This window comes from Sodalis sp. RH15 (assembly GCF_047324255.1).
Taxonomy (GTDB): Bacteria; Pseudomonadota; Gammaproteobacteria; order Enterobacterales; family Enterobacteriaceae; genus Acerihabitans; species Acerihabitans ligni.
In genome coordinates this window covers 4,306,073-4,331,850 of record NZ_CP178738.1, presented here as the reverse complement: position 1 = coordinate 4,331,850, position 25,778 = coordinate 4,306,073, and the positions used below count along the sequence as shown (strand labels likewise).

At 49.8% G+C, this 25,778-nt stretch carries 19 protein-coding genes, 1 tRNA gene and 3 pseudogenes; 12 read left to right on the top strand and 11 right to left on the bottom strand.

Annotated elements, in window-relative coordinates; genetic code table 11:
• Positions 1-2 precede the first annotated feature (2 nt).
• Genes frc through ACL2XO_RS19625 form a run of 3 tightly spaced genes read right to left on the bottom strand, consistent with a single transcriptional unit; the run spans position 3 to position 4,422 of the window.
• Positions 3-1,280, bottom strand: coding sequence for a formyl-CoA transferase (gene frc, locus ACL2XO_RS19635; protein WP_413725150.1), 1,278 nt, complete (start codon positions 1,278-1,280; stop codon positions 3-5).
• Between the two features lie 19 nt (positions 1,281-1,299).
• On the bottom strand, positions 1,300-3,045 hold the full coding sequence (gene oxc / locus ACL2XO_RS19630) for an oxalyl-CoA decarboxylase (RefSeq protein WP_413741336.1): 1,746 nt from the start codon (positions 3,043-3,045) through the stop codon (positions 1,300-1,302).
• Between the two features lie 54 nt (positions 3,046-3,099).
• Positions 3,100-4,422, bottom strand: coding sequence for an OFA family MFS transporter (locus ACL2XO_RS19625; RefSeq protein ID WP_132927117.1), 1,323 nt, complete (start codon positions 4,420-4,422; stop codon positions 3,100-3,102).
• 535 nt (positions 4,423-4,957) lie between these two features.
• On the opposite strand from ACL2XO_RS19625, the gene ACL2XO_RS19620 reads away from it, so the two are divergent.
• Positions 4,958-5,854, top strand: a complete 897-nt coding sequence (locus ACL2XO_RS19620) for a LysR family transcriptional regulator (RefSeq protein WP_132927119.1) — start codon at positions 4,958-4,960, stop codon at positions 5,852-5,854.
• Between the two features lie 96 nt (positions 5,855-5,950).
• Here the strand turns inward: ACL2XO_RS19620 and ACL2XO_RS19615 are convergent, their stop codons facing one another.
• Positions 5,951-6,535, bottom strand: coding sequence for a S1 family peptidase (locus ACL2XO_RS19615; protein ID WP_413725148.1), 585 nt, complete (start codon positions 6,533-6,535; stop codon positions 5,951-5,953).
• Positions 6,536-7,187: 652 nt separating this feature from the next.
• Entirely contained in the window at positions 7,188-9,005 is a 1,818-nt protein-coding gene (locus ACL2XO_RS19610; RefSeq protein ID WP_413741335.1) for a glycosyl hydrolase family 28 protein, read from the bottom strand.
• A gap of 357 nt (positions 9,006-9,362) precedes the next feature.
• Here ACL2XO_RS19610 and ACL2XO_RS19605 point away from each other — a divergent pair, with 357 nt between their 5' ends.
• Positions 9,363-12,053: a hypothetical protein gene (locus tag ACL2XO_RS19605; RefSeq protein WP_413741334.1), complete on the top strand. Its 2,691-nt coding sequence runs from the start codon at positions 9,363-9,365 to the stop codon at positions 12,051-12,053.
• Between the two features lie 178 nt (positions 12,054-12,231).
• On the opposite strand, the pseudogene ACL2XO_RS19600 reads toward ACL2XO_RS19605, so the two are convergent.
• Positions 12,232-13,237: pseudogene (locus ACL2XO_RS19600) on the bottom strand (IS3 family transposase); the annotation flags it as partial.
• 281 nt (positions 13,238-13,518) lie between these two features.
• Between ACL2XO_RS19600 and ACL2XO_RS19595 the strand changes: the two are divergent.
• Positions 13,519-13,731: pseudogene (locus ACL2XO_RS19595) on the top strand (DUF4113 domain-containing protein); the annotation flags it as partial.
• Between the two features lie 98 nt (positions 13,732-13,829).
• On the opposite strand, the gene ACL2XO_RS19590 reads toward ACL2XO_RS19595, so the two are convergent.
• The 5 genes and pseudogenes from ACL2XO_RS19590 to ACL2XO_RS19570 all read right to left on the bottom strand — a co-directional run bounded on the left by ACL2XO_RS19590 (position 13,830) and on the right by ACL2XO_RS19570 (position 18,391).
• The gene (locus ACL2XO_RS19590) at positions 13,830-14,135 is read right to left on the bottom strand and encodes a hypothetical protein (RefSeq protein ID WP_413741333.1); all 306 of its coding nucleotides are present in this window, start codon (positions 14,133-14,135) and stop codon (positions 13,830-13,832) included.
• Positions 14,132-16,006 (bottom strand): hypothetical protein, encoded by a 1,875-nt coding sequence (locus ACL2XO_RS19585; RefSeq protein WP_413741332.1) that lies wholly within the window; start codon positions 16,004-16,006, stop codon positions 14,132-14,134. The genes ACL2XO_RS19590 and ACL2XO_RS19585 overlap by 4 nt, the downstream gene beginning before the upstream one ends.
• 208 nt (positions 16,007-16,214) lie before the next feature.
• Positions 16,215-16,922 carry an SOS response-associated peptidase family protein gene (locus ACL2XO_RS19580; RefSeq protein ID WP_413741331.1) on the bottom strand — a complete coding sequence of 236 codons (708 nt, stop codon included), beginning with the start codon at positions 16,920-16,922 and terminating at the stop codon, positions 16,215-16,217.
• Between the two features lie 59 nt (positions 16,923-16,981).
• Positions 16,982-18,151: pseudogene (locus ACL2XO_RS19575) on the bottom strand (tyrosine-type recombinase/integrase).
• Between the two features lie 165 nt (positions 18,152-18,316).
• Positions 18,317-18,391, bottom strand: a tRNA-Arg gene (locus ACL2XO_RS19570).
• A 351-nt stretch (positions 18,392-18,742) separates the two neighbouring features.
• Here ACL2XO_RS19570 and ccmA point away from each other — a divergent pair.
• Genes ccmA through ccmI form a run of 9 tightly spaced genes read left to right on the top strand, consistent with a single transcriptional unit; the run spans position 18,743 to position 25,753 of the window.
• On the top strand, positions 18,743-19,384 hold the full coding sequence (gene ccmA / locus ACL2XO_RS19565) for a cytochrome c biogenesis heme-transporting ATPase CcmA (RefSeq protein ID WP_413741330.1): 642 nt from the start codon (positions 18,743-18,745) through the stop codon (positions 19,382-19,384).
• Positions 19,372-20,031 carry a heme exporter protein CcmB gene (ccmB, locus tag ACL2XO_RS19560; protein ID WP_413741329.1) on the top strand — a complete coding sequence of 220 codons (660 nt, stop codon included), beginning with the start codon at positions 19,372-19,374 and terminating at the stop codon, positions 20,029-20,031. The genes ccmA and ccmB overlap by 13 nt, the downstream gene beginning before the upstream one ends.
• A gap of 45 nt (positions 20,032-20,076) precedes the next feature.
• A complete protein-coding gene (locus ACL2XO_RS19555; protein ID WP_413741328.1) occupies positions 20,077-20,814 on the top strand; it encodes a heme ABC transporter permease in 738 nt (245 codons plus the stop codon).
• Positions 20,811-21,056: a heme exporter protein CcmD gene (gene ccmD, locus ACL2XO_RS19550; RefSeq protein ID WP_413725138.1), complete on the top strand. Its 246-nt coding sequence runs from the start codon at positions 20,811-20,813 to the stop codon at positions 21,054-21,056. Before ACL2XO_RS19555 ends, ccmD begins: the two co-directional genes overlap by 4 nt.
• Positions 21,053-21,565, top strand: a complete 513-nt coding sequence (gene ccmE / locus ACL2XO_RS19545; RefSeq protein ID WP_203523516.1) for a cytochrome c maturation protein CcmE — start codon at positions 21,053-21,055, stop codon at positions 21,563-21,565. Before ccmD ends, ccmE begins: the two co-directional genes overlap by 4 nt.
• Positions 21,562-23,526 carry a heme lyase CcmF/NrfE family subunit gene (locus tag ACL2XO_RS19540; protein ID WP_413741327.1) on the top strand — a complete coding sequence of 655 codons (1,965 nt, stop codon included), beginning with the start codon at positions 21,562-21,564 and terminating at the stop codon, positions 23,524-23,526. The genes ccmE and ACL2XO_RS19540 overlap by 4 nt, the downstream gene beginning before the upstream one ends.
• Entirely contained in the window at positions 23,523-24,077 is a 555-nt protein-coding gene (locus ACL2XO_RS19535) for a DsbE family thiol:disulfide interchange protein (RefSeq protein ID WP_203523515.1), read from the top strand. Before ACL2XO_RS19540 ends, ACL2XO_RS19535 begins: the two co-directional genes overlap by 4 nt.
• Positions 24,078-24,542, top strand: coding sequence for a cytochrome c-type biogenesis protein (locus ACL2XO_RS19530; RefSeq protein ID WP_413741326.1), 465 nt, complete (start codon positions 24,078-24,080; stop codon positions 24,540-24,542).
• Positions 24,542-25,753, top strand: coding sequence for a c-type cytochrome biogenesis protein CcmI (ccmI, locus tag ACL2XO_RS19525; RefSeq protein ID WP_413743093.1), 1,212 nt, complete (start codon positions 24,542-24,544; stop codon positions 25,751-25,753). Before ACL2XO_RS19530 ends, ccmI begins: the two co-directional genes overlap by 1 nt.
• Positions 25,754-25,778 lie beyond the last annotated feature (25 nt).

Below are 25,778 nucleotides of genomic sequence, written 5' to 3'. Positions count from 1 at the left end.
GCTTATACTGCTTTGGATGTGTGAATGACCGCAATCTGCTCTTTCGAGTAGCCCAGTTCGGCCAGCACTTCGTCGGTGTGCTCACCCAGCAGCGGCGAGGCGGTCACTTCAGGCTTGAGATCAGAGAATTTGATCGGGCAACCGACGGTCCAATAGCTGCCGCGCACTTTGTGCGGTACCTCGACGATGGAACCGCTCGCAAGCAGTGATTTATCGTGCAGCAGTTCCTTCATCGACATCACCGGCGCGCAAGGAATGCCGAACTTACCGAAATAATCCACCGCTTGATACTTGTTCTTGCCCGCGGTCAAAATGAAATTTTCAATGGCGGCAAAAATATCCATAATGTGCGGCTGACGCGCCTTCGGCGTCGTGTAGGCGGGGTCTTCCCTCCATTCCGGACGCTCTATCGCGTCGCAAATAGGGGTCCATACCAGGTCTTGTACCGTAAAGTAGATGTAAGCGTTGGGATCGGTCTCCCAGCCCAGGCACTTGAGAATCCAGCCGGGTTGGCCGCCGCCGCCGGCATTGCCGCCGCGCGGTACGACGTCCGTGAAGGGTTCATGGGGGTACTGCGGATACTCTTCCAGGTAGCCCACTTTGTCCAAACGAAGCTGGTCGCGCATCTTGACACGGCAGAGGTTGAGTACGGCGTCTTGCATGGCACAGGCGACTTTCTGCCCTTTGCCGGTCTTCTGGCGGCCAATATAGGCGGTAAGGATTCCGATGGCCAAGTGCATGCCGGTGTTGCTGTCGCCTAATGCCGCCGCCGAAATTGTCGGACCGGAATTTTCTCCCTTCCACCAGCCGGTGGTGGAGGCGGCACCTCCGGCACATTGTGCAACATTCTCATAGGCCCTGAGGTGTTCGTAATGATGACCTTCGCTAAAACCCTTAACAGAGGCGAGAATCATGCGCGGGTTCAGTTCTTGAATGTATTCCCAAGTGAAACCCATACGATCCAGCGCGCCGGGACCGAAGTTCTCAACCATCACATCACTCTCTTTGATTAGCTTAATCAGGACTTCCTTGCCTTCGGGCTTCTTGGTATCCAGCGTCAGAGAACGCTTGTTGCTGTTGAGCATGGTGAAATAAAGCGCGTCCGCATTGGGAATATCGCGCAATTGATTACGGGTTATATCGCCTGAGCCAGGACGTTCGATTTTGATCACGTCCGCGCCGAACCAGGCCAGCATTTGTGTACACGCGGGGCCGGCTTGAACATGGGTGAAGTCGATGATTTTAACGCCGGCCAAAGGCAAGCTTTTATTATTACTCATAATATAATCTCCTTAGTCTTTATTTCCTGATCGCTTTAGCGGGGTTCAGGTTGGTGATGCGGCCGCTTTCGGTGCCGGCCGTCTCGTCGATAGCGGCATTAATCAGCGTCGGCTTGCCGGAGGCGATTGCCTGTTTCATGGCGTTATGCAACTCATCGGTGGTGGCGACCTGCACGCCCACGCCGCCAAAAGCCTGCATCATCATGTCGTAGCGTGCGTTCTTGACGAATACCGTGGGCGCCATATCGGCCCCGCCAGAGCCATTCTTGTCAGTACCTTTGTAAATGCCGTTGTTGTTGAACACGACGATGCACACGGGCAAGTTGTACCGGCAGAGGGTTTCAACCTCCATGCCGCTGAAGCCGAAGGCTGAATCGCCCTCAATAGCGATAACCTGATTGCCTGTCACTACGGCGCCCGCGACGGCGAAGCCCATACCTATGCCCATGATCCCCCACGTTCCCACATCCAAACGCTTGCGCGGCAGGTACATGTCCACGATGCTGCGGCCAAAATCGAGGGTGTTGGCACCTTCGCTGACGACAATGGCTTCCGGATTGTCCTTGACTACCTCTTTCACTATGCTCAGTGCGCTCTGGAAGTTCATTGGCGACGGACGGGCGGCCAATGTAGCGGCCATTTTGCCGAAGTTTTTCGCCTTGCGGTCTGCGATGGCGCCGGTCCATTCAATGGATGGTTTGGCCCAGTCGCTGCCGATGCCGTTCAACAAGGCGCTCACGCAAGAACCGATGTCGCCTATGAGCGGCGCGTCGATGGCCACATTGCTGTCAATCTCGGTGGGAGCTATATCGATCTGTATGAATTTTTTCGGCCCTTTTTCCTGTCCCCACGTTTTGCCTTTACCGTGGGAGAGCAGCCAATTCAGGCGGGCACCCACCAGCAGAACCACATCGGCTTCCTGCAAGACATAGGAACGCGTCGCGGCGGCCGACAGCTCGTGGGTATCCGGCAGCAGACCCTTGGCCATGGACATCGGTAGGTAGGGGATGCCGGTTTTTTCCACCAGCGCTCGGATATCGGCATCAGCGCGCGCGTAGGCAGCTCCCTTGCCCAGCAGAATCAGCGGTCTCTTGGCGTTTCTGAGCAGATCAAGCGCGCGCGCAACCGACTCAGGTGCGGGCAGCTGTCTCGGCGCAGGGTCTACCACCTTAATCAACGATCCGCGGCCTGCCTCAAGCGGCAGGGTTTGCGAGAACAGCTTGGCCGGCAGATCCAGGTAGACCCCGCCGGGACGGCCGGATACGGCCGCACGGATAGCCCGGGCAATACCTACGCCGATATCTTTCGCATGCAGCACGCGAAAGGCGGCCTTACACAGCGGCTTGGCGATGGCGAGTTGATCCATTTCTTCGTAATCGCCTTGCTGCAGATCGACTATCTCGCGCTCGCTTGAGCCGCTGATCAGAATCATGGGAAAACAGTTGGTCGTCGCATTGGCCAGGGCGGTCAGGCCGTTCAGAAAGCCAGGGGCGGAAACAGTCATGCAGATGCCTGGCTTACCGGTCAGGAAACCCGCTGCCGCCGCTGCGTTACCGGCATGCTGCTCGTGACGGAATGATATAACACGCATGCCTTCAGCCTGGGCCATTCGCAGGAGATCGGTAATAGGGATTCCAGGCAAGCCAAAGATGGTATTGATGTCGTTCAGTTTGAGCGCATCGAGGAAAAGATGGAATCCGTCAATCAATACAGGAGTTTCAGATACTGCATCAATTTCGGTGTCAATTTCGCTGATAGAAGACATAGTGACTCTCTTTAATTTGCTATGTTATTAGGCTCTGTAATAAATCCAGGTGGTTTATGCTTTGTGCGTAAAATGCGTTGAGATCAATATTCCATCCGCTTCCTTCCAGACGGGAGGATGTTTCCATAGCGGAATGAGAATGAAACCAGAAAGTAAAGCCATCACTGAAGAGACGATAATGGTGAAAGGATGACCGTAGGTGGTAATTAAATAAGCGGATAGCACACCGCCATATATTCCGCCCAGCCCCTTGGCTGTGGCATACAACATGCCATAATTGGATCCGGAAGCGACTTCGCCATAGTAATAACCTACGATGGAAGCAAATAGCGAGTACAGCGCCCCCCAGAAGAAGATGGATATAATACAGCTGCTGATAAAGCCCGTTGAGCTGCCTGCTTCAGCAAAGAACAGCGCTACCAGCGAAAACAGGCCGCAAAGAATATAAAAAACCGTCATCGTTTTGTCGACGCCAATTTTATCAGCAATCCAACCGCCAATAACTCGGCTTAGACCGCTGGTAATGGCAATCCCAACGGTTACAACCGTTCCCGCAGTCACACTGAAGTGGAACGCTGCTGCAAATTTGATGCTATTAGAAATAAAGGTCAAACCCGCCGATGAGGCTAAAACGAAAGAGGCAACCAACATCCAGAACTGCCATGTGCGCATTGCTTCTCCCATACTGTACTGCTTGTCGCAAGGTCGTTTTGCCGTTTTGTTCTTGGCGGTCATCGACGGCGCAAATTGGTTCCAACCCTTCGGCGGATCTTTCATAAAAAGGCCGGTAATGATAATGACGCCAGCGATAATCGCAGTCATAACGTAAATCACGCTAAAAAAGGTACTGTCCGGGGCACTGTCTGGTATAGCTTGAATAGGAAAAATAAAAGGAATGGCACCCCAGGAGAAAGCAGCGGATATGATGCCTATTGTGATGTTTCTATGGTCAGGGAACCACTTATTGCAGGTCGTCACCGCCGCGTTGTAGACGAATCCGCAGAAGAAACAACCGATACACCAGACAATGAGAATGATGCCATAAGAGAAAGTTTGGCCATATGCACAGATCAGAATGCCCAGCCCCGAAACGATGCCGGCGACGACAGAAACAATCTTTGGTCCAAACTTGTCGCGTAGAATCCCTCCAGGCAATGTGCCGAATGCCTGGAAAATGACAAACGTAGTAAACATCAACGAAAGTTTAGTTGGCTGCCAGCCATAGATTTTTGCAAAATGCGGCGCAATAACCGACCAGGCATATTCATAAGGGCTAATAACAGACATTGCCAGGAAAGCCAATACAAAAAGCCACCATCGGCTGAAACCTAATATTTCTTTGTCTGTACGATTCTGCGTAGTTATAGTCTCACTCATAACAGTATCTCCTAAATTAGGAAGCTTTAAAACGTAAGGTTTAAAGTGAAACACGCAAGGAAACATTCAACGAAAGAAATGACAGCTTATTCGCAGTGTGTTGCACTCAACGCTTATACTCATTAACTTGAATATGCAGTATCACGCCAGCGGAAACTGTGCTCAGCTCTACTGAATGAAACACAGGATTCTGCAAATCCCTTGATATTTATTGACCCGTTTACATAGTGAATCAGAATAGTTTGATATAACCGCGATATTTTAAATTTCCGGTTTTGAATGTTATTCAACTGTAGCGTATTAATAACAAAATGGAATCCATCTGTTACTATGGGCGCCTGTCACTGTTTTATTCATCATTTTTTCTTCTTTTGCGTTTTATTAAATAAATTTGAGAGGTGTTTCTAATAATTTTAATGATTATTTAATTAGTATCGAAACACCAAGGCTCTTCATCCTGTTTCTGGTGTTTATTAAGACCCACGGGAACCGAATGGGGAAATGTTTTTTTTTACTCTATCGATGATTTTAAATCATGAATATCTCAAACATATCTTTAAGGCAGTTACGTATTTTTTTAGCGGTTGCCGATCATCATGGCTTCAGCCGTGCGGGCAACATGCTTTCTTTGACGCAATCAGCCATGAGCCATAGTATCGGTGAGCTGGAAAATGAGCTGGGGATCCGATTATTTGATCGGACCACCCGGGAGGTTCTGTTGACGAAAGAGGGGGCCGATCTGGCGGAAGAGCTTCGCCATTTAATGGGTGAACTCGCCAACACGCTGTCTAATGCCCAGCGCCGGAGCGAGCGGCACCGTGGACTGGTGCATGTGGCCACCAGCCCGACTATCTCCGCAGGAATTATGCCTGACTGCATTACGCAGGTTGTGGAAAATTATCCACAAATCAATTTGATAATACATGATCAGGTGCAGCAACAGACTTTACAGATGGTGGTGAATGGCGAAGTTGATTTTGGTGTGATTATCGAGCCTTCCGTGCCCTCAGATCTTTACACCGAGACATTCATGGAGGAACCCTTTTGTCTGGTGCTGCCTGAGACCCACGAGATTGCGCGTCAGAAACAGGTAAATTGGAGTGACTTGCAGAATCAGGAGCTGGTGTTACTGGATTATGCCTCCGGTAGCCGGCCCTTGATCGATAATGCGTTGATTCGTCATGGCGTTACTCCCCGAGTCATTCAGGAACTGGGACATGTAACAACAATATTTCGTATTTTGCAGTCAGGTATCGGGGTTTCGGTCATCCCGCAACTGGCTTTGTCATCCCTTGAAGGGTCCGGCCTGGCCACGCGTCAGCTGTGGCCATTGGAGAACCGGCGCCTGCAGCTGGCGCGCCGGCGCAATCGTTCGCTCTCCCCGGCGGCGACTGCGGTATGGACGTTAATCCAGAATTGGTGCCAGACCTGAGACGGCAGCTCCCTGACAATCAATAAGGGATGTTTAGCCGGCTTAAAAAAAAATGGGTCATGGTCGGCCCAAATAGACCCTGGAGAGTCATCTGCATCAGCTACGTGTTTCCAAGCTGACCCAGCGGGCAATCTCCTGATAAGGAACAAATATGGTTTGATTCCTTTGAGGATGCGTTGCGGTAAATATTCCCACCACCTTGCCATCATCCGCATAAACCGGACCACCGCTCATACCCTGTATGCCGCCCGCGCTACTGAGAGCAATGTAGCAGCTCTGTTTTGGCTTGTCCCACCAGCCAAACGCGGCTATAGCGCCTGAGGACGAAGTGGGCTCGGTGGTATACGCGTTATAGCCATACATTTTGACATGCTCTCCCGCAGCGGCTGGAGCCAATTGGGGAATGGACTTGCCATGATTGTCCTGATAGATCAGCGCCACGTCGCACAGAGGATTGTAGGCTTTAACCTCTAACATCATTATCCTGGCGACATGACCCGCTGTCAGACTGTAATTTTCCGTTATCGGGAAACTTGAACCCACCGCGCCGGCCAGAAGCGGGATGCCAATGAAGTGTAAATCTGCTTTTTCCTCGGCCTGTTTGTCAACGTGGTATTGCCCCACGGCGCTACAAGCTAAAAGCGTTTGGCTCATAAAGACGATCATCAGAGTCTTGGTCATATCAAGAACCTTTAGTCAGAAGCGAATGTATAACCGGTTGATAATCGGCCTTTATCGGCGTTTTATCTTTGTAACCGGAAAGCGAATACAGGCTGTAACAAAGGTCATCCAGACTCAGTGGCTATAGTTGGGAGGGACAAAGGGGTTCTTTATTGCCGAACTTCCGTCAACAGGGTCAGGCTCATTGTTATCCAAACTCGACCGCCGTTGCTGCACTGGGTCCGGCCCGTTAAAGATAGCTGAGATTTGTATGATGTAGCAAAAAAAATGATGAAATTTTAATCAAATTTCCGTCTTTGCAATCTTGGCGCCCTCTTTTAAAACTGAATAGATAATTATGGCTTTAAAATTCTCATTTTAATATTGGCTATATTTGCCGAAAAATGGTTTTGCTTCAAGGGTAGATTCTACCCAATTATTTTCAGTAAACTGACCTTTAGTTCAGTTCTCGCGAAAATGTTAAATTAATAGTCTCCTGTCGTTAATTTTAAATTAACCTAAAAAGAGATATTCATGATTACGCATAAAGTACCAGAAGTTAAAATTTCGCAGACGATGAATCCGATAAATTTTTCATTTTATAGCTGTTAAATAACTCAGGCCAGGTTAGGCCCAAGTTTGAGAAATAACACATGTACACTGATATATGCGATTAGGATAATGTGAACTGTTTCCACAGACTCCATGTAGTCCCATTATAGACACGGGTATAAATAGAGTCTCCATTACTACCAGATGTTCCGTAACCGTATAATATTTGCCTAGTGCGGTAGCTGTTAGACACATAATATCCTATTGCGGTAAGAAACCAAGTCCCGCTTTCAGTTGGCGCATTGGTTGGTGTTACCAATATTCTACCTAGCGTAGTTTTATATAATGTGTTTAGATCTAACCCATTTTCTGCGGGTGCTCCATCAGCGAGGCCAAAATTGGGTAAAGGAATTTCTTTAACTATCAATCCGGCTCCCCTGATAACGTTTGAATTACCCCCTCCATCTGTATTAAGTCCGGCATAGGTAGTTCCATCATCACCATCGAGGATCCCTTCCGATAGGATCAGATCGGTGCAGTTTACGACCCTGGCACCTCCGCCAGTATTCGAGGAAAACAAACCAGCGCCGCAATTGAGACAAAACGGTTTTATTACAGACCTTGTTACTCCATTCAATTGCAGACCATACCCATTCGAATTGCTGCTTATATATTTGGCATATATGCGGCTGCAATTAAATATGCTCACTCCTTGGTAGGTTGCATTTGATACATCAGATGAACCCTCTGCCTCTCCTGCAACATCTTGGCAATTAGAAATATAAATACCATGTGCTTGAGTGCTATGGACCTGAATATCATGAAGCCTTAGTTTTGTCACGCCTGAAACATATAATGCATGACTAAAAGCATTACCCCTCACCTTACTTATAAAAATATTATTAATAACTGAGTTTGTACCATACTTAATGACTCTGATAACATCCCTAGCAATGGTGTCATTGGCAGTCTTTACGTCGCTAATATCGAGATTGCTGCAAGGCATGGATGCATACGTTCCTCCGGGCGCTTCCTCATTATAAATGACAACAGAAGCAAAATCAGATTTACCAACGATACGACGAATTGTTATGTTTTTTGTCCCAAGGTATTCAGAGGTGATACCAACACAATCGTCGCCGGAATCAATATCTGCACGATCAACGACTACATTTGTTCCGTCCAAAATATGAATTCCGTCGCGTCCCCCTGGTAATCCTCTACCGCCTCCATAAATTGTGGTATCGTATATTCTGACGGTCATACATGTTTCAATAGAGAGACACCAATCAGCAGAGTTTCCCGCACGACATTCTTTCAAGTATAACCCTTCAACGTTAATAAATCTTATAGCGCGTGTAGAATTTTTTGTCGTAATGGCTGCACTTACACCACCATCTACATCTAAACCTGTAATAGTTATATTCGTTGTATTAGATGATTTCAGGAGCGTTATAGGAGTATCTGGAAGCGTAAATAATCCGCCACCATCAGTAGCATATATATTTGTACCGCTAGTCAGATTCCACGTGCTGAGAACCTGATATTTTCTCTGGAGGATAAGCACTCGGTTATTCTCGACAGCATAGGCATTCGCTCTTGTCAGTGCTGGTTGCCAATCATTGCCATCCGCTGTTTGATAATAAGCGTCAGGATAAATAAACAGGTCCATTAATTTCATAACTGAAGTGGCAAATATATCAATACCTCCTAGCGCATCCCGCAATCTTCCCACATCAGTACTTAACGAATTGCTTATGGCGGGAAGCTTTAGTCCAAGCTGCTCTGTCGTATCGTCCGTTATCGAACCGCTTGCCCGCCCGCTCCAAGAGGAATTGTCAATTTCATCCTTGTCATACACATCCAAATTCTCCCGCGCCGTGGCGGCATCGCTTACATCTGACAGATTATTGATATCTAGCAAAGGAATACCTGGCATGATTTTTCCTTACTCAGTAATCATTAGGAAACCTAACGATATTCTCATTGAAGGATAAAGTGATTGAGGTGGGAGAAAATCAGAGTATGTCTTAGCGAGAGGGTTAAAAAAAAGGCCAGGATAGGGCCCAAACGTCCGCAGCAAATGGAACCTAAGGGAAAGGAGCTCATCATGCCGAAATAGATAAATTTCTCTATTTCTCAATGCGTTGCGTTTAAATGCAGTTTTATTGCTTCACAAATCCTACCCGGTGGCATAGCCTGTAATTATATACAGTAGTTCGTGTATGACCACAAAGCAAAGCGTCTTCCAGTGGGAGGCTTTGCCTTCATTGACAGTACCATTTGGAGGTAGGTTATGCCAACATCGATATCAGTCACCGGTGTGATCCCGACATCTGAAGAATACAGTGATCTCGTTACTCAAGAAGAATTAACAGCCGCTATTGGCGCGTTTTCAACGGAACTGTCATCATCTAGCGGGGGAACGTTAGTCAATACCAGCACCGGCACGGTAGAGGAGCGATTTACGGCAGATGAAGCCAGAATAGTGCATAATTTGGCTCCAAGCGCAACGGACCCCGCAACGGCAATCGAAGGAGATGAGTTTTTCAGCACAACGGATAACGTTTATAAAATCTATCGTTCCGGGGCCTGGGTTGTTAATGACTCCGCAGCATTGGCACTTAATTTAGCATCAACTACAGGGTTATCTTTTATTGGCCAGGTAGACAGCGTTGCAACTTTAAGAGTAACAATATCGACATCGGGTACCAGAATATCTCTTGCATCCTATTTTCCCGGACTGGAATGTGGTGGTGGAGAATTTATTTATACGGCCGACGCAACATCGGATGACGACGGAGGTACTATTTTTAGGGTAAACGATGATTATATCTGGAGGAGGGCACTAAAATCAGCAATAAATGCAACATGGTTTGGAGTCACCGGTGATGGGGTAGATAGGGGAATATATGTAAAAGCCGCATTTGATTATATTATAAAAAAGGGTGGAACTCTTATTTTTCCGAAAGGGACTGTTAATTTAGGAACAATGAGATATGTTACTACAGCAATGAATGGTCCTTCATTTATAATTACAGGTTATGGATGTAAAATTATTTGGGAAAATGTAGATCCAATACCGATAGATATTACAACCACTAACTATTCAAGTGAGACCGCTTTACTATTTTTTGGTGCTGATCCCACAGGTTATGGACGAGGTGATTATTTCCCTTCCTTCGTTATTGAAGGGTTTACCTTTGATTATTCAAATCAGGCTAATAAAGGCGGTAATACTTATGCAACAATGGGTGTTGGGCCCCACCCAACCCCTTATAGTTGTGGCACTACTATGTTAGATATATGGGGTAGTTCATACCCTATTGTACGTAATTGTACATTTCAAAATTGTTGGGGAAATGCCTTGCGTTTCCGAAATTGCAATGGCCCCTATGTTGATAATGTATTGGTTAAAGATGTTGCGGCTAATGAATTAATTAATCGTCTTACTAATACATTAAAATCCGATTCATTTGGCAGTGGTTGTTTCATGTGGGGATGTGCTAATGGTAAAGTACAAAATTCACAATTTATAAATACGAAAGTGTATATCTGTGATCCTTCTATTGTTTCTCCTGAAACAGGAGTTGTTATTAATGGAACTTTAGTAGGATATATAGGATGTTATGCAGAATATCCAATGGGAGTAAGTAATAATTCCAAAGTACCCCCTGGAATAACTACTGTAACTGATCATTCTGGCGTGTTATTAAAAGATGCGGATACAACCCAATATGTTACATTTGAAAATGTGTCTGTGTCTGGATACGTTCTAGGTATAAAAAGTGAAAATACTACAAGTGTTAAAGTGTTGAATTGTATTTCTACTAATTGTTATTTGCCATTAATAAATGCGTCAAATATGTTCGTACAAGGTGGAATTTTTGATAAAGCTGAATGTTCTTATAAAATAAATCCACAAGGAGGATATTATTTTCAAGATTCTACCGTTGCTAATGGTTCGTTTAGTGGTAATTATCCAAATTCAATATTTATTATGGATGGAGCAACAATTACATGTAGGCATGCCCATGCTATTGTAAATTCTAAAGGACATAATAGAATAACCAATTGTAGATTTAATCTGTTTGATCAAGCAACTCTGTGTGATCAATTAACAACAAATACAATTTATTTGACTGAATTTGTTGGTAATACAATAACATTTAATGCCGATATGGTTAATACTACTGGACATATAAGAATTACTAATACTGATGTGTTGAGAATGACCAATAATACGTTCATAAATCTTGGCACTACAGCAATGCAACTCGGCACTAATGATAGTGGTGGTAACCTATGGAACGTTGATAATAATCAATATTCTGGTCCCTTTACAATTAACTTCAATGGTCAAATTAAAAGCATAACATTTAATTCTAATGTATTTCACAATGTTGGGTCAGTCACTTTAGGCGGCCAACTTCATGCGCAATTAAATGGGAATACATGGGCAGCACTACCGGATTCATTTATGGTGGGAGGGGGTCATCCTATTTATATGAATTCTTTACAAAATTTTGAAATATCATATAATGTTGTCTATAGAAATCAAGATATTGCTGCCGGAGGTTTAACTGCTCATTATAATTTTATAGCATGCTTTAATAATCCAAGTCGGTTTGGTAGCATTACACATAATGTTATTAACAATAATGCAACTACATTTGGTCTTCGTTTAATTTCGGCATTATTAGAAATATGCGATATTAATAATAATCGTTCTGACTCTACTACTGCACCAATGGTAAGTTGGGGTGCATGTAAAGGACCAATCAATATTAAAAACAATGGTTGGATTGTGGGAAATCCCTCCACTGATTATAATAAAGTGGCAAATTTATCAACTTTTTATCTACCCCATAAAGGAGATGTTGTAAATTATCTATTGCCTACTGCAAGTGGAATTATCGGTATTGTTTGGGATGGTACACAATGGTTAAGCTCTGGTACAGTTGGTTCAACAGCAATAACTTCATAATGGAGATTAAAAATGACTTATAAATTTAATGAAAGATGAAATTAAATCATTGCAAAGATGAATGATGGCGTCAGTAAATAATGTTTGAGAATATTATTCTGACGCTTCTTATGAGGATCAAATTAATTTAATAAATTTGTTGTGAATAGTGTACGTACAGATGCTGCATATGATTTGATTAATGGTTTTGACCCCATATATCCATGCACCTATTCCCGCTTAGGTTGATGGTTTCCCCCGGCGCCGATATTCTCTTGGCGAGCGATATCCTAAAGCGCTGTGCGGGTGATATTCGTTGTAATGTTCGAACGCCAATGACAGATTTAATACCGCCGTCTGGCTGTCCGGCTTAGGCATCATGTCGATATAATCACGCTTCATCGTCTTGACGAAGCTTTCCGCTACACCGTTACTCTGAGGACTTCTTATAGCGGTTGTCTTTGGCTCAAGGCCCAACATTTTAGCGAACCTGCGGGTTTCTTCTGCGCGATAGGCCGAACCGTTATCCGTCAGCCATTCGATGGGCGATGTCGGCAGATTTTGACCGAACCGCCGCTCAACCGAACGTAGCATCGCATCCTGTATCCTATTGCTATCATAGCCACCCGTGCTGGCCGCCCCGTCAATGCTTCCCGATCGCCGCAGTCGATGGCGAAGGTGACTCGTAGCTTTTCGCCGTTATCACACCGGAACTCGAGGCTATACGAACTCCAGCGGCGATTGCTGTCGGCAACCGCCACCCGGCCAGTGTGACGACGGGTATCCAGTTTGGGCCGGGGTTTCGACTCTAACAACAAGCCGTTATCACGCATCACGCGCCATACCCGTTTTCGGCAGACCTTCCTGCTCCGAACGGCGGCGCATGTTAGCCCAGATGCGTCTATCGCCATAACTCGGCAGGTCGACAACTTCGGCACGGATGCGTTCCAGTAATTCGCCATCATCCTGATGCCGCTGTTTGCGGCCATCCTGCCAGTCAACCTGCCGATAACGATAAAGCGAGAGCTGCGCACGCGACACTCCCAAGGCTTCACTTACCGGTTTTACTCGTCGTCCTCGGGCAATAAGGGTCCGTGTGCAATCCATTTTTTTGCTTTGCCGTATTCAACCGCCTCTTTGAGGATCTCGGCTTCCATGGCTTTCTTACCCAGAAGACGCTGGAGTTCACGGATCTGTTTCATGGCTGGATTGCCTCTTTTTTAAGGAAAAGAAGGGCAGAAAACTCCAGTTTAGCCTGGTCCTGTTTAATGGGAAGAGATCACGTTTACCTGCTGTATTACCCGTTTACAACCTCAAAATCAGCCCTCTATACTGTACGCATGAACAGTATTTAGAGGTTAATATAATGGCATTCCCATCACCTGCGAAAGACTACGAAGAGAAACCGTTGAGCCTAGACGCCCTGTGCGTCAGCCGTCCGGCGGCCACGTTTTTCATGCACACGCGCCATGCCGCACCCCGCGCCGGCGTTGCACAGTTGGCGCTATTCGATGAACATCAGCCGCGTGTAAATAGCGAAGCGCTGATGCGGGTTCTAGACGGGATAAACCACTCGGGTAAAGGCAATATATGGTTTGCAGGGCAGGGCATTCAACAAGCTTGGCAGATGAAACGGGCGTTACTGTCCCCGGCTTATAAAACGCGTTATGCTGATTTGCCGAATGTGAGGGCAAATTAGAATGTCCCGACCGGAGCCAGGACGATTTTTCAGCCTTGGTATCGGCTAAAAGTGAAGTACTATACCGATCGAAAAATCAGGTCGTTTGAGTTAGCTTATCAAAAGCCATTGATGGTCACATCGCCATGGGCATATTGCTTTAAAATTTTTCCTTTCACGATGAATAGAAGTTCCTTGAAATCTATTATCCTAATTTTATCGTCTTCAGTTAAAAGTTGTGGCTCTCCAGAGAATCTTAAGACAATGTCGTCGGAAAATATAATTTCAAGCCCATCACGGGATAAACCTATCGATTCGATAACATATTGGTTATCAAAAGGCCTCCCGTATGGCCCATCAGGAAGGAAAAAAAAGAATGAAGTTTTATTATTTTTCCATTTCTCAATTTTGTTTTTAATGGTCATTTATTTAATATCCACTCATTTTTCAAAGATGGCAGAAATATCTGTGTCCCACCACCATGTAATGTTGTTTGCATCCCCTGCGATCCAGCTTGGCTTGCAGAGTATCCCTCATAATATTTGGTACCTGTTGGTATTTTTATAACTGAGTGATTTTCGAAAGTATTTCCCCATTCTGGAAGAATTGCACTGTCAAGCTGAGACTGCAAAGGTCCATTTGATGGTTCAGTAGTCCAAAAACGGCCATTAGCTTTAGCTGAACCTCCATGATCACGATAAAAGTATAACTCTTCAGTTGCTATTTTTTCAACATATGTACCGCTTCTGAATGTTGAGGCAGGAGTGGTAAGATCGTTTGGATTACCTAACGGCCCTAATTGATGAGGACCATATGTTTTGATTGGCGGATGTAGATTGAAACTATTAACAAGATTGGGATTTTTATTAACTGATTTCCCAAGAATCTTTTCGCCGGCCATCACCCCTGATTTCAGAACAGATATACCCGTTTTCGCTGCGCCAACCCCTAGAAGACCTATCGAAGCAACATCAGTAACAAGCTTGCCACCTTCAACACCTGCTTCAAAGTATCCCGCCACGCCGCCTCTTTCCTGTGCGGTCATCATATTGTCAATATGGGCTAGCCACTTTTCCTTAACCGCATCAGTAACATTACCGAGCACGTTATTACTATTTACCAGGGCCTTAAGAGCCGTATATGTTTCGGCAGGATTAGTCGCCATGTCATAGACACCCTTCACTGCATCGTGAAATTCAGCAGGCACTCCAGCGGCCATCCCACCGGCGAAAGCGAGGGCTTGGCTCGCCTCTATGGATTTCCATTTAGCCTGCGCTCCAACCTCACATGTCAACGTCTCACAAGCGGCGATTTCCTTAGATTTCAAATCTCGTTGTGTGGTACTCAGGAAACTAAAATCTTTTGCTAATGAATTAACCTTCTCGTTGTTTACGGACCTGACTGCAATTACTTCTTTAGCGACTCTGGACGCTTCCTCAGCTTTTCCTTGCGTTTTATGTTGTTCCTTAAGATTTGAGGCTTCTACTTTGCGCGGTGCCTCGTCTGCTTCAATGGCTTTACGTTGAACTTCCTGTTGTGCTATGTGGGCAGCATGGATTTCCTGTTGGTGTCTGATAGTCTCTTTAACATGAGCAAGATGAGCTTCTGCGTTATTTTTTTCAGCGGTGGCTTTATGTAGTGCTTCCCTGAACCGTTCAAGGCACGGCCTTCTGTGATGAAGATCATTTTCGGCCACGGAAATTTCATAACGTATATGTTTCAATACGCGGTCTCGGTCGGCTTGAAACCATGATCTGGTTTCCAATGCACCTTTTTTTCCACCTATACGTTCGGGTGCATGCCGCATTTTTTCCCCATAAGCAAAAGCGGTCTTTTGATATTCATCGTTTAAATGGGCTAATTTTTGTTCACTTTCCCGAACTGAATTTTCAGCGTGGGTCACCTCACTCGCCATTTTGTTGAAGTGGTGGAAAGTATCGTTAAAGTATTTTTCGGCAGCCTCAAGCGGATGTTCTGCACAAAATCTTTCATGTTCCAGCCTACGCAGTTCCGTTTCGTGCGCCTGACGAGCCGCTTCTTCTTGGGCTAATTTGGCTTGATTCTCCCTTTCTACTCTCTCCCTTTCAGCATTTTCGCGTTGTTGCTGTTCAGCATAATGTCTGTTCTCATTAACTTGGATATTAATTTGTTGCTGAGCTTCATTGTGCGCTGCCTGAATTTGTTGAAGACTCTCAGAATTAAAATTTGGGTGGTTATTGAATTGTAAGGGAGGTGCGCAATCAGGTTGGCCTTGTGGAATCCAGCCACAATTCCCTAGACTTGAAGGACTATACATATTCTTTCCTTAGATTAATTATTTAAAATTTAATTTTATTTGAAATTCTTTTGCAGATAATAAGCCAGTAATAACGCCTATTTTCAACGCAAGAGAAGGCTAAAACTAATTAATCACAGGGAAACTTAAAAGAGATTAAACGAAATGGATGGTTATGGTGAAATTTAAACGGTCGCTTAGGGGCTAGATCAGGGGATGGTAATTCTATCTAAACTAATGGATTGTATATACGCTTAATTATTGATTCGCCATTGTTGTGGATATTTCCTACGGCTTTGCCGATAGGATGGAATGCGAATTCGTCAGCTGGTATAGCGCAATCATGTGCCAACTCTTCGGCGCGTTCCGGCGTTGTCTCGGGTGATAGCCATTCGAGTGAAGCCTCTCTCGTCATAACCAGCGGCCGGCGGTCGTGGATATCTACCAGACCCTTATCACTGGCCGCCGTGACGATAACAAAACCGTCATCTTCCTGTGCGTCCAGGGCGTCAGGGTGAAACCGGCTTATCGCGGCAAAGAAGATCGGCTCTTTGCTTTCGTGGTAGATAAAATAGGGCTGTTTTATCTTCGCGTCGTCCGGGGATTTTTTCCACTCATACCAGCCGTCAGCCATAACCAGCGCGCGCCCAGTATTCCAAAGCGGTTTAAACATCCGGCCGGTGGCAGCCGTCTCGACGCGGGCATTTATAAGGGGAGGGCGACCGCTCTCTTTCGCCCATGCAGGCTGATAGCCCCAATGGACGGGATCGAGGTGCAATTTGTCATCGCGCTGGTTCAGCAGCAGAACACGCGTGCCTGGCGCAACGTTGTACCGGCCAATGGGCTCGCCATCGCGCGCGCCGACAAATTCAACGCCAGCGTTCAGGAATTCGAGGTATTCCTCGCGTGTTTCAAACTGAGCGAATCTTCCGAACATAGTGTCGTCTTTGTTGCTATGGGATTTTAAGTATAGGAGGGATTTTGCGGGGAGAGCCATTACAGCCCGTCGAGATAGTCTGCATACCACTGCATCATTTCGCGCCGCTTGTCGAGGTATTGGGCGTGGTTGTAAATACCTCGGACTTTATTGCGGTCAATATGCGCGAGTTGGCGCTCTATCAAGTCGGGATCGAAACCATGATCGTTTAAAATAGTGCTCATGGTGTGTCGGAATCCATGTCCGCTCGCCCTGCCATCAAAACCAATTCGTTTTATTACGCCAAGGATAGAGTTTTCACTGATAGGTTTTTTCTTGTCGCTGCGGCCTGGGAAAATGTAGGAATAATGGCCGGTTATAGGACGCAAAAATTCAAGCAGCGCGATCACCTGCCGAGACATTGGCACAACATGCGGTCGGCGGGATTTCATCAACTCTGGGGGTATCTCCCCATATTGCATTCTCGAAATCGATAAATGACCAACGAGACTTCCTAAGTTCCACCGTTCTTAGACCGGTAAGTTGCAAAACCTGCGTGGCGACCTTTACCAAAATACCCCCACCATATGCCGCCAGTGCCTGGTTAAATACCCCCACCTCCGATTCAAGAAGGAATGGATAATGCCTGGGCTTTAGTGCACCCAAAGCTATAGAAAGGTCTGGCGCCGGGTTATAATCAGCCCTGCCTGTACCAATGGCATACCTAAAGACTTCACCGCATCGTCTCCGCGCTTTCCTTGCCCGCTCCATTGCCCCGCGTTCTTCAAACTTCCGCAATACCCCCAGCAGCATCAGTGGCTTTATCTCGGAAATTGGCGTTTCTCCGATAAACGGGAATATGTCTTTCTCGAACATGCTAATCATTTCGTCAGCGTATTTCTCTGACCAAGTGCGTTTACGGCTGTCATACCATTCCAGGGTAATCGACTTGAACGTGTTGCCTGACGTAATGAGCGATTCAGCTTTGCGCGACTTCTTTTCTTCAGACGGATCAACTCCAGCAGCAAGTAACGCCCGCGCTTTATCTCTCTGTTTTCTTGCTTCACCAAGCGTGATGGCCGGGAAAAGACCGAACGTCATCAGTTTTTCTTTTTCTTCAAAGCGGCATTTTAATCGCCAGGATTTGTTACCGGCGATGATGATGTGCAGAAACAAGCCATCACTGTCTGCCAGCTTGTAAAGCTTTCTTGAGATTTCAATGTCTTGATTTGACGTACTGATAAGGGCATGTGGGGGTGTGCTGGTGCGGGGTGTTTTGGGATACCCCGGATAATACCCCCACATGATTGTTGATTGGAAGTTATTTCAGCTGAGTTCGGTAGAGTTCGATTTCAAGTACGACGCGGGTTTGAGGGGAATTAGTAGATGTGGGTAGATGCCAGTTGAGCTATCAGTGGTGTCCCCGACAGGAATCGAACCTGTAACTAGCCCTTAGGAGGGGCTTGTTATATCCGTTTAACTACGAGGACCGTATAGCGGACGGCATTATACCCGATTCGGTCCCGAAAATAAGCACTTAACGATTCGATTGCTTATTCCGTCGTCAATGGTGGTGAAAAAAACATTTTCCGCCCCGTGTTCACGGCTGGCGCGGCAGCCGGCACCGGCCGGTTATCAGGGGGCCGGGTGATACGCGCCATGGCCATTTATACGGGTAAATCAAATCGAGTGCCGGCCACGCAGGGTAGGGTTGCCTTCAATGCATTTATTGATTTCATTCAATAAGCCTCTTGGTTGAAGTGATTACATTGATGGCTAACTTCCCGCTTCGGTTGCCTGTGCTATGATGGCGTTCCTGTTAATGAAGAGCTGAGTTTCCGATGCTGGAAGCAAGAAACCTGGCCTGTATCCGCGACGATCGCGAGCTTTTTTCCCGTTTATGCTTTCGGGTCGAGCCGGGGGACATTCTCCAGATTGAAGGCGGCAACGGTGCCGGCAAAACCTCCCTGCTGCGTATTTTGGCAGGACTCGCCCGCCCGGAGCGCGGGGAGGTTTGCTGGGGGCAAGAAAATATCAGCCTGGTGCGTGAAATTTATCATCGGGATCTGCTTTATATCGGGCATCAAGCCGGCATCAAACTTGCTTTGACGCCTTTTGAGAATTTGGCGTTTTACCAGGCGGCCAGCGGCGGTCAGCGGGACGAAAAAGCCGTTTGGCAGGCGTTGGAGCAGGCGGGATTGCTGGGATACGAGGAACTGCCGTCCGCCGGCTTGTCAGCCGGCCAGCAGCGGCGGGTGGCGCTGGCGCGTTTATGGCTGAGTCCGGCCCGTTTGTGGATCCTGGACGAACCTTTCACCGCCATTGATAAACAGGGCGCCGCGCAGCTGATGTCCTTGTTCGCCGGCCACAGCGCGGCCCGGGGTATGGTTTTGCTTACCACCCATCAGGCGCTTCCCCCAGCGTCGGTGGCGATACGTAAAATGGCCTTGATGCCGGTACGGGAGACGCCATGTTCTGGCTGATTGTTCGCCGCGATTTGCGCTCGGCATTACGCAGCCGCAGCGATATTATCAATCCGCTGTGGTTTTTTCTGATTGTGATAACCTTGTTTCCCTTGGGGATCGGGCCGGAACCGCAATTACTGCGCCGTATCGCCCCCGGTATCATCTGGGTGGCGGCCTTACTGGCCTGTCTCTTATCGTTGGAGCGCCTGTTTGGGGAGGATTTTCATGATGGCACCCTTGAGCAACTGCTGTTGTTGCCGTTGCCGCTTCCCATCGCGGTGCTGGGCAAGGTCTGCGCGCACTGGCTGGTGACCGGTTTGCCGCTGCTGCTGCTGTCGCCGGTGGCCGCGCTGCTGCTGTCCCTGGATTTGGCCACCTGGCGGGCCGTGGCGCTGTCATTGTTGCTGGGTACGCCGACGCTGAGCCTGGTGGGAGCCGTGGGCGCGGGATTAACCCTCGGCTTACGCAAAGGCGGTGTCTTGCTGAGTTTATTATTGTTACCCTTGTTTATTCCGGTGTTGATTTTCGCTACCGCGGCCATTGATAACGCGGCGCAGGGTTTACCCATTGACGGTTTTTTGGCGATCTTGGGTGCATTCCTGGTATTAAGCGTCATGTGGGCGCCTGTTGCCGCCGCCGCGGCGTTACGCGTAACGTTGCAATGAATTTCACCGCGGCGGTTGGATGGTTTTGACAGTGGACAATGTTGCATGTGGAAATTGTTGCATCAATTGAGCAGGCCTGAGCGGCTTTACCGGCTGTGCGGCGGTCTGATTCCCTGGCTGGCGCTGGCCACGGCGGGCTCATTGATAGTGGGCTGGGTCTGGGGATTCGGTTTTGCGCCGCCGGACTATCAGCAGGGTAATGGTTTTCGCATCATCTATGTACATGTGCCCGCCGCCATGTGGTCGATGGGAATTTATATGGCGATGGCGCTGGCGGCGTCTGTTGGCCTGGTCTGGCAAATAAAGATGGCGGACTTGGCGGCGGCGGCGATGGCGCCGGTGGGCGCGGTATTTACCTTTATCGCGCTGGTGAGCGGCTCCGCCTGGGGCAAGCCTATGTGGGGTACCTGGTGGGTATGGGATGCCCGCCTGACCTCTGAGCTGGTATTACTGTTTTTATATCTGGGCGTCATCGCTTTATATAACGCTTTTGAAGATCGGCGCCTGGCCGGACGGGCCGCCGGTATTCTGATCTTGGTGGGCGTGGTGAATATTCCCATCATTCATTATTCGGTGGAGTGGTGGAATACCCTGCATCAGGGTTCTAGCCATATGCAGCAAAGCATTGATCCCAGTATGCGTACCCCGCTGCGCTGGGCCATCCTCGGTTATTTGCTGTTTTTCTTGACACTAACGCTGATGCGTTTGCGCAATCTGATCCTGCGGCAAGAATGCCATCGTCCCTGGGTGGTGGCATTGGCGGCAAAGGGACGTGCGTCATGAACCCCGCATTCAGTTCCTGGACGGCTTTTTTTGCCATGGGGGGGTATGCTTTCTATGTCTGGCTGGCGGTGGCCTCGACGTTGGCGCCGCTGGCGGCGTTAATCGTGCATACCCTGTGGCAGCGCCGGGCCCTGTTGGCGGAAATCCGTCGTCGGCAGGCGCGCCTGCGGCGTATCCGCCAGAGCGCATCAGCCCCCGGGCCGCACAGCGCCGCCGCCCCGCAACGGGGGGATGGCCAGTGAATCCTCGCCGTAAAAACCGCCTCTATCTGTTGTTCGGCATGCTGGCGGGCGTTGCGCTTGCCGTGACGCTTTTCTTGTATGCGCTGAGTTCCAATATCGATCTGTTTTATACCCCGCGTGAGATGCTGCTGGGTAAAGGCGAGCAGCATGCTTTGCCGCATATCGGCCAGCGTCTGCGCATCGGCGGCCTGGTCATGCCCGGCAGCGTGCGGCGGGATGCGCAAACCCTGAAAGTGACCTTTAAAATTTATGATGCCGCCGGTGCGATTACGGTAAGTTATGACGGTATCCTGCCGGATCTGTTCCGGGAAGGGCAGGGAGTGGTGGCGCAGGGTGTGCTGGAGGCCGGTAATCTGGTGCAGGCAAAGGAGGTGCTGGCGAAACACGATGAAAATTACACGCCGCCCGAAGTGGCGGAAGACGTGAAAAGTTCGGCCATTCTTCCTTCCGTTGGCTCGCGCTCCGCTTCCGGCAGCTTCAGTATTATCCAAACGAAGGTGACGCCGTGATTCCCGAATTGGGTGATTTCCTGCTCTGCCTGGCTATGGCGCTGGCGCTGTTATTGAGCATCTATCCGCTGTGGGGCGCGGCGCGTCAGGATGCAACGCTCATGGCGACAGCGCGTCCGCTGGCCTGCGGACTGTTTGTGTGCATCAGCGGGGCCTTTATTTGTCTGGTGTACGGGTTTGTGGTCAATGATTTTACCCTGATTTACGTGGTGAATAATTCCAATACCCGCCTGCCGCTATATTACCGCATTGCCGCCATCTGGGGCGCTCATGAGGGGTCGTTACTGCTGTGGGTGCTGCTGCTGGGCTGCTGGACGCTGGCGGTAGCGCTGTTCAGCCGCCGTATGCCCGACGAGGCGGTGGCACGGGTGCTGGCGGTGATGGGGATGATAAATACCGGTTTTCTCGCCTTTATTTTACTCACCTCCAATCCCTTTAGCCGTACCCTGCCGGATTATCCCATTGACGGGCACGATTTGAATCCGGTGCTGCAGGATATCGGGTTAATCTTTCATCCGCCGCTGCTGTATATGGGGTACGTGGGATTCTCCGTGGCGTTTTCCTTCGCCATCGCATCCCTTATCGCCGGTCGTCTGGACACCGCCTGGGCGCGCTGGTCGCGTCCCTGGACTCAGGCCGCCTGGATTTTTTTGACCTTAGGCATCGTGCTCGGCTCCTCCTGGGCCTATTACGAACTGGGCTGGGGCGGGTGGTGGTTCTGGGATCCGGTGGAAAACGCCTCGTTTATGCCCTGGCTGGCGGGCACGGCGCTGCTGCATTCCCTGTCGGTGACTGAGAAACGCGGCACCTTCAGATCATGGACCGTGCTGCTGGCCATTACCGTTTTCTCCCTCTGTCTGCTGGGGACATTTTTGGTGCGCTCCGGGGTGCTGGTGTCGGTACACTCCTTTGCCTCCGATCCGGCGCGCGGGATGTTTATCCTGGCATTTTTGGTGCTGCTGATCGGCGGTTCGCTGCTGCTGTATGCCATTCAGGGCGGCAAAGTACGCAGCCGGGCGCAAAACGAGCTGTTCTCCCGCGAGACCTTTTTGCTGAGCAATAACGTGCTGCTGATGGCGGCAATGCTGGTGGTACTACTGGGTACGCTGCTGCCCCTGATCCATAAACAGTTAGGCATGGGCAGTATCTCCGTCGGCGAGCCGTTCTTTAACAGTATGTTCACCTGGCTGATGGCGCCGTTTGCGCTGCTGATGGGGATTGGTCCGCTTATCCGCTGGCGGCGGGATGAGGCAAAAAAATGGATCAAGCGCCTGTCATGGGCGTTCGCGGGCTGCCTGGCCATGTCGTTATTGTTGCCCCGGCTGATGGGAGATGACATTCGCGGCATGACCGTAACCGGTCTGATGATGTCCCTTTGGGTGATGACTCTGACCCTGATGGAGTTACGGGAGCGCGCCGGCCATCGCCGCTCGTTCTGGCGAGGTCTGGCTCATCTGACCCCTAGCCACTGGGGCATGGTGCTCGGCCATCTGGGGGTGGCGGTCACGGTGATAGGCATCACCTTCAGCCAGAATTACAGTCTGGAACGGGATATACGGATGAAAACCGGCGATCTGGCGGACATCGGCGGCTACCGGTTCAGTTTCCAGGCTTTACGAAGCCTGACCGGGCCGAACTACACCGGCGCGGCGGCGGTCTTCGACGTGACGCATAACGGCAAGCCGGAGGCCAGGCTGCAGGCGGAAAAACGCTATTACAGCGTGAGCCGGACCGTCACCACTGAAGCGGCCATCAGCGGTGGTTTAACCCGCGACCTGTATGCGGCGCTGGGTGAGGAAATGGATGACGGCGCCTGGGCGGTCCGGCTCTATTACAAACCTTTTGTCCGCTGGATCTGGCTGGGCGGTTTATTGATGGCGGCCGGCGGCGCGTGCTGCCTGGCGGATCCCCGTTATCGCGCCCAGAAAAAGTCCCGGTTGTCCGAGTCGGGTGAGCAATGAAAACCAGATTGCTGCTACTGGTCCCGCTGCTCCTGTTTTTGGCGCTGGCGGCGAGCTTTGTTGTGCAGTTGACCCGCAACGCCCATGGCGATGACCCAACTTTGCTGGAGTCGGCGCTTATCGGCAAGCCGGTGCCGGTTTTCACTCTGCAGTCTCTGGACGATCCGGCGAAGCAATACGATCAATCGGTATTGCGCGACGGTAAGCCGCTGCTGCTGAACGTTTGGGCCACCTGGTGTCCCACCTGCCGGGCAGAGCACCAATTCCTTAATACTCTGGCGGCACAAGGTATTAGGGTGGTGGGCATGGATTATAAAGACGACCGGCTCAAAGCGGTGAACTGGCTCAATACCCTGGGCAATCCTTATGCGCTGAGCCTGTATGACGGCGACGGCATGCTGGGATTGGATCTGGGGGTGTATGGCGCGCCGGAGACCTTTCTGATTGATGGACGGGGTATTATCCGCTATCGGCACGCCGGGGATATGAATGCCGGGGTCTGGCAGCGGGAAGTGCGGCCGCTCTATGAAAAATATGCCGGGGGAGCCTGAATGATCCTGCGCAATCTGTTAACGGTTCTGCTGCTGTGCAGCACCGCCGCCGGCGCCGCCATTGATGCCCGGCACTTTAACAGCGTGGCGCAAGAGCAGCAGTATCGCGAAGTAACCGAGCAGCTGCGCTGTCCGAAATGCCAGAATAACAGCATTGCCGATTCGGATGCGATTATCGCCGCCGAAATGCGCGCCAAGGTCTACCAGTTGATGCTGCAGGGCCGGACTCAACGGCAGATTATCGATTATATGGTGGCGCGCTACGGTAATTTCGTTAGCTATGAGCCGCCGGTAAATCCCCTGACGCTGATGTTATGGCTTGGCCCTCTGCTGGTGGTGATGCTTGGCGGTCTGGCGGTGGTATTACAGGCCGCGCGGCCCGGCGGCCGCGCAGAACCGCTGTCATCCGATGAGCGGCGGCGCCTGGAGCAGTTGCTGGATAAACCGGACGGGAAGCAATCATGATAGCATTGGGCGTGGCCATGCTGGTCCTGCTGGCGGCGGCGGGGGGAGCGTTTGTATGGCCGGCCCTGCGCCACGGTCCCCGTCCAGGCGCGTTGACCCGCGACGGTCAGAATACGCTGTTTTACCGGCGGCGCCTGGACGAGCTGGCCCATGAGGAAGCGGAGGGCGTGATCGACGACCGCTCCGGGCATATTGAAGATTTACAGCAAAACCTGCTGGCGGATATTCCACCGGTACCGCAAGCGCCCTGGCGCACGTCGAGCGCCTGGGCGCTGCTACCTGGAGTGGTGGCGCTGGTGGTGGTGACGCTGGGTCTTTACGCGGGTACCGGTGGTTTGGGGCAGCTTTGGCGCTGGCGGCAGACGGTGGCTGAACTGCCTGCGCTGCGCGCCCGCATCATGGACCCCCGGGCCCGGCAGTTGACGCCCGGCGAGCTGTCGGATTTTGCGGTGGGGTTGCGCGCGTCGCTGCAGCGGCGGCCGGACAATGTGCAGGATTGGCTGATTCTCGGGCGGATCGGGGTGGTATTGAAGGACGCGTCCATGGCCACCCATGCTTTCGAGCGGGCCTGGCGATTGGCGCCGGACGACGAGGGCATCCAGCTCGATTATGCCGATGTGCTGACCCGATCCGCCGATGCGGGTGACAACCTGGACGGCAATCGGCTACTGCGGCAGATGGCGCAGCGTCATCCGGACGATATCCCGACGCTGGATCTGCTGGCCGTCAGTGAGTATCAGCAGAATAATTTCCCACAGGCTATTATACTGTGGCAGCGTTTGTTGACATTATTGCCCGCGGGCGATGTTCATGTGGAGGCTATCAAGCACAGTATCGCCCTGGCCCGTGAGCAAACCGGCCAGGAGACGGCTAAACTCGATGTTACCGTTACGCCCGCGCCGGCGATAGCCGATAGATTACCGCGGCGGGGCGTCGTGATTATCTCGGTTACCGACGGTAAAAGTCCGCAGCCGGTGGCGATAAAAACGTTACCGCTGAGTCGCTTTCCATTATCGTTATCTCTCGACGACGGCAACGCCATGATGCCGGAGCGTTTACTTTCCGCCCAGGTTCAGCTGAAAGTACGGGTCAGACTCTCTTTGGACGGTACCGCCGAGGCGAAACCGGGAGAGTGGTTTGGCGAGAGTGCTGTACAGGATTTCAATGGCGCCGGCCGGATTGCCGTGCAAATCGATCAACAAGTGCCCTAGAGGCGGGCATAATAAATTAAAACGG

Bases quoted from the DNA above. Each gene is read 5' to 3' on its own strand.
- ccmA (WP_413741330.1), top strand. From the start codon at position 18,743: ATGCTGGAAGCAAGAAACCTGGCCTGTATCCGCGACGATCGCGAGCTT.
- ACL2XO_RS19585 (WP_413741332.1), bottom strand. From the start codon at position 16,006: ATGTATAGTCCTTCAAGTCTAGGGAATTGTGGCTGGATTCCACAAGGC.
- ACL2XO_RS19535 (WP_203523515.1), top strand. From the start codon at position 23,523: ATGAAAACCAGATTGCTGCTACTGGTCCCGCTGCTCCTGTTTTTGGCG.
- frc (WP_413725150.1), bottom strand. From the start codon at position 1,280: ATGAGTAATAATAAAAGCTTGCCTTTGGCCGGCGTTAAAATCATCGAC.
- ACL2XO_RS19605 (WP_413741334.1), top strand. From the start codon at position 9,363: ATGCCAACATCGATATCAGTCACCGGTGTGATCCCGACATCTGAAGAA.
- ACL2XO_RS19620 (WP_132927119.1), top strand. From the start codon at position 4,958: ATGAATATCTCAAACATATCTTTAAGGCAGTTACGTATTTTTTTAGCG.
- oxc (WP_413741336.1), bottom strand. From the start codon at position 3,045: ATGTCTTCTATCAGCGAAATTGACACCGAAATTGATGCAGTATCTGAA.
- ACL2XO_RS19615 (WP_413725148.1), bottom strand. From the start codon at position 6,535: ATGACCAAGACTCTGATGATCGTCTTTATGAGCCAAACGCTTTTAGCT.
- ACL2XO_RS19580 (WP_413741331.1), bottom strand. From the start codon at position 16,922: ATGTTCGGAAGATTCGCTCAGTTTGAAACACGCGAGGAATACCTCGAA.
- ACL2XO_RS19625 (WP_132927117.1), bottom strand. From the start codon at position 4,422: ATGAGTGAGACTATAACTACGCAGAATCGTACAGACAAAGAAATATTA.
- ccmD (WP_413725138.1), top strand. From the start codon at position 20,811: ATGAACCCCGCATTCAGTTCCTGGACGGCTTTTTTTGCCATGGGGGGG.
- ACL2XO_RS19590 (WP_413741333.1), bottom strand. From the start codon at position 14,135: ATGACCATTAAAAACAAAATTGAGAAATGGAAAAATAATAAAACTTCA.
- ACL2XO_RS19555 (WP_413741328.1), top strand. From the start codon at position 20,077: ATGTGGAAATTGTTGCATCAATTGAGCAGGCCTGAGCGGCTTTACCGG.
- ccmB (WP_413741329.1), top strand. From the start codon at position 19,372: ATGTTCTGGCTGATTGTTCGCCGCGATTTGCGCTCGGCATTACGCAGC.
- ACL2XO_RS19610 (WP_413741335.1), bottom strand. From the start codon at position 9,005: ATGCCAGGTATTCCTTTGCTAGATATCAATAATCTGTCAGATGTAAGC.
- ACL2XO_RS19530 (WP_413741326.1), top strand. From the start codon at position 24,078: ATGATCCTGCGCAATCTGTTAACGGTTCTGCTGCTGTGCAGCACCGCC.